Origin of the sequence: Geobacillus sp. ZGt-1, assembly GCF_001026865.1 — a bacterium.
GTDB classification, from domain to species: domain Bacteria; phylum Bacillota; class Bacilli; order Bacillales; family Anoxybacillaceae; genus Geobacillus; species Geobacillus thermoleovorans.
In genome coordinates this window covers 142,431-146,607 of the sequence record NZ_LDPD01000026.1, presented here as the reverse complement: position 1 = coordinate 146,607, position 4,177 = coordinate 142,431, and the positions used below count along the sequence as shown (strand labels likewise).

Here is a 4,177-nt window from a genome sequence, read left to right as displayed (position 1 = left end):
TTGGATGAATCGCTGTCTTATGATGAACGCGAAGCGGTCAACCGTACATTTCGCCGAATGATCGAACAAAAGGATCATCGTGAAGAGTTGAAGGTGTTTGAGACGCTTTGGCGTTTTTTCCTCCATCGTTATCCGAATGGATTGCGCGGCGTTGAATGGTTTCAACAGGAAAAAGGGCGTCGTCTGTCTCCGGAGCTCAAGGAAATGTTGGACCGCTGGGTTCGACTTGTGCCGCGCCTTGTGCAATTTGTCGATTTGCATGATGAAGGAGGAGTGGCGGTCGACCGGTTGACGGGCGAGAAACTTCTCATGCCGTATTGCGAGACATTGGAGGTTGTGCGCCCTTGGGGCGGCATGTTTGCCTTTTTGGAGCCCTTTGACGGCGGCTATTACGTTTGCGGTGTATCATCGATTGTGGATCCGAAGGGCGTGGAACGGGCGGAAGAGAACATTCGCGTCTTGTTGACGCAAACCGATTGGCCGTATGAAAAGGTAGCCGTTGAACATTTTCTCGATATCGTTGATGCAGGCTATCCTCCGAGGGCGGACGATGTACAAGAGGAGCGCACGCGATGGACGTATGAATACGAATGCCAGGAAGCCGCTGAGGCGATGAGGAAGCTTGCTTCGATCGGACGCGCTCACATTGATCATGACGATGGGGAGAAAGTGGAAGGTTCATGGTGCACCAATGTGTACCATTATGTCGGAGTGATTTCCCCCAAGCCGATTCATGTGTTTGAATTAGGCGGGTCATTATCCGCTCATCGGTCGCGTCTCGTGTTGTCTACCGAGGAGGAAGGGACGGCCGAACAGCTCGTGTCGCTGCTGCAGGCGTTTGGGTATTCCCCAAAAGAACGAAAACGGGGGACAGAAGCCGTTTTGCGCCGAAAAGGGATCGAAAACGTTTCGCTTCATATTGATTCAGACCCAGACTCTCCCCCTTGGGTGGCAACGATGGCCGGATTGGATGTTCAAATGGAAAAAGCCCTTCACACCCCGCTTGAGAAATGGAATGGAAAAACCCCTCACGAAATGGCGCGCGAGGGGCGTGTGCAGGAAGTGGATGAGTGGCTGAAAGAGTATGAATTCCATTTGTTTAACATGCAAGAACGAGCCAATTTGCCGGTGCTCATCGGAGTGAATCCCATTCGCTCCCGTTATGGATTGCCCCCATCTCCGTTTAGCTCATCACATCGTCTTTCGGACTTATGGAAAATGAAATGGATGGGGCCGGAAAGAACCGAGACATTGTTGATCCGCGCGGAATGGGAAGGGATGTATTTTACCGATGACGCATTGGCGTTTTATAACGAAGTCATCGTGAGCGGAGAAAAAGAGGCCAAAGAGGCGTGTTGGGCCGTGGTTTTGCTCGTGTGTGAATATATGACCGGGCGGACGTTTTCATCGTGGGAGGACGTAGGAGAAGAAGACTGGAAACAATGCATCGTCGATCAAATCCCGTCAAGATGGAGTTCGTTTTCATGGGAAGTGGTGAGCCGAGCGCTCGATATGTTGCTTGAGTGGGCCGATTGGCTGGACCGCCGTTATGGAACGAATCATCGAACTGTTATTGGTGCCGTGCTGGAAGAGGTCAGAAGCGAATTGGAACATTGCTTTGCTTTGCTGGATGAATGGAGGGGCGAGAACGGAAAGGGGGATGAGGAACTGATGGCTTGGCAGCTTGCTCGTTTGTTTGGTTTGCCTATTTCCCTTTCCGTCGGTTTCTCGTTTTTCCGCGTCAAGCGTGTGGAACAGGGGAAGGCGGTGCTGGATTGGCTTGCCCATAACCGAACGGTGACATGGGACATTCCGAAGCGGGCAGAGCCGCATCTGTTGCCGGGCATGTATATCGTCGCCGCGACCGATCGCAACGGCAAGCTGGACGATCTTGCCCGCGTATATCCGCCGTCTTTCTCACCGTACGTAGAGCCGTGGCTTCAGGCGCTGCAAGAGTGGCCAGACAAGGTGGAGAAAGAACGGGCTGCGTTTCAAGAGCGCCTGCTTGCCTCGTTGTCCCGTTTGCTTCGCCGGCCGTAGGCGTCCCGATGAATGACGGGGCGCTTGTTTCTCTCGGCTCGGCCTCTATGATTCTCCATTATGCAGGCAAGCCCAATGGTAAGAGTCATTCATATTCTTAGGATTTTGGTCCATCACCATAACGTGTGCTTGAGAAGCAGGGTTTTTCTCGTTTTACCGAGAAACGGATGAGGACGCGAATGATCCAAGAATCCTACACCTTTAGGAGTGCGGAGTGTCAACCGGCATGAAAATCATGGATTGGCTGATTTCTCCTTGGAGAAGGAAATATGGCATGTTTTGAAAAAGCCAAGGGCACCTTTTGATAAAAATGGAATGCGAATCGATGTTCTCGACATGAGCGGCGGAAGTCCCAAAGTGCTTGCGATATGTGTTGCTGAAAGCAGTTCCATCACACGTTGATCGTGAATGTCTCCCCAAAGTGTTTAGCTGGCCCGAGCGTTAGCGTAGAGGGGGAGAACGTTCAATGACTATGATACAAAGAAAGTAGGTAGCTATATGGTGAAGGCATCGCGAAACAATCTTTGTCCATGCGGCAGTGGGAAAACGTACAAGCATTGTTGTGGGAAGAAAGAAGCAGTATCGATAGAATCTCTAATTGACCGTGAAGTGGCCAAATGTATGCAAGATGTGTTTTCGTTTGCGTTAGAGCGATATGAGGAAGAGCTTGCTTTCATGATGTCTGGTTCTCCATTTCAAGGGCTTCCTAACGAGCTGGAGACCAGCGCCAATTTATTGCTGACGAACTGGGCGATTTTTCACAGACACGTTGATGACAAAGGGATGACAATTTTTTCAGCCTATATGAGAAGCCGGCGCCGCACGCGGTGGCGTCCAGCAGTGCAAACTCATTTGAAGCGATGGGACGAGGCGGTTCCGTCGTTTGACGAGATCATTCATATCGAGGATGAGCGGCGTTTCCTTGTACGCGATCTGTTGACCAGAAAAGAAAAGTACGTCCGTTTTTTGACGCCGGAGGAGCTTCCGTCTGCTAGGGAGGGGGACGTGTTAGTAGGATGCCTCGTTCCACATGGGGACGAGTGGGCGTACTTCATGAAGGTGCTGCCGATTCCAAAGAGCGGGAAGGATCGGCTTGCGCGGGCGCTTCAAGCGGAATGGAATCCGGATACGAAAACGTGTGAAGTGTTTTTGCGCGAGTCGTTTCCGGAATTGCTTGAAATAGCGGTCCATGAGCTGTTGTGGCAGCTGCTGAGCGAAAAGGACTGGGGGGATCGAGATCAAGATGATGTTTTTCGCGAATTAAAGAAAAAGGAAGAAACAACCTCCTCCTTAGTGCTCAGCGAGGCTGCGTTCCTTTGGCGCGCATATTGCGAAATGGATGAACCGGTCATCAAGAATCCTGCTGTGTATGCGGCTGCACTCCGTTATTTGGCGAGTGAAATGGCTGGAAGAGAATTTGTCAATATGGAAAAGGTTGCGGAACACTACGGCGTTCCTGTAGAGGAAGTGGAAGCCGCTGTGATGGAATTGTTTTTATTTCGCACAGAGTTGCTCGATGATGGAGATGATGAGGGCGAGAATGATGATGAGTGGCTCTTTGACGATGGGGATGACGGTGATGAGATCTGGTTCGACGACGGTGGGATGGAGGATGGCGATGAGCTGGACCGTGCGATTGAGGAATGGCTTGACCAAGTTGAGGAGTTGTTTGATTGCGAGGGCTGGGACGTTGATCAAGTCCATCGCTTGATCGACAAAGCGATCCGAACATGGAAAAAGGACGGGTTGCTTGAAGGAGTCGATGCAGCTGAGTTGCGCAAGGAGCTCGAGGAGCTCGTCTGGGAGACGTTTGCCGAACGGGGATTTTTGTAAGGCGATGGACAAAGCAGGCAACAAAGGACAGATGGGTGCGAAAGAAGGTGCCCTTGAGAGATGACGGATACCTTCTTTCGCATGCGTTACAATCGGATATAGGCCAGCCGCTCGTTCGCTTCCTCGACGTCAAAGGCATCAGGGTCAAAATCTTCGCCTTTCATGTCGTACATCCAGTCTACCAGCTCGCGCAATTCGGGATCGGCAAGAGAGTCTTTTTGCGCCGCCGCTTCCAGCAGCTCCAGGTAGCCATAGACGCCGCCGCAATCCTCGGGAGGGCACGCCCGTTTTCCTTTCAGGCAAG

Annotated in this window: 2 protein-coding genes and 1 pseudogene; 2 read left to right on the top strand and 1 reads right to left on the bottom strand. The window is 51.7% G+C overall.

The annotated features are described in order from the left end of the window. Together VU18_RS14250 and VU18_RS14245 are read left to right on the top strand one after the other, a co-directional pair. The coding region (locus VU18_RS14250) for a hypothetical protein (protein ID WP_047758366.1) at positions 1 to 2,040 on the top strand (2,040 nt) is incomplete at its 5' end. Positions 2,041 to 2,538: 498 nt separating this feature from the next. After that, complete coding sequence (locus VU18_RS14245) at positions 2,539 to 3,873, top strand: SEC-C domain-containing protein (RefSeq protein ID WP_014195141.1); 1,335 nt, start codon at positions 2,539 to 2,541, stop codon at positions 3,871 to 3,873. A gap of 86 nt (positions 3,874 to 3,959) precedes the next feature. Here VU18_RS14245 and VU18_RS20695 read toward each other — a convergent pair. Next, a pseudogene (locus VU18_RS20695) lies at positions 3,960 to 4,177 on the bottom strand (plasmid pRiA4b ORF-3 family protein); the annotation flags it as partial.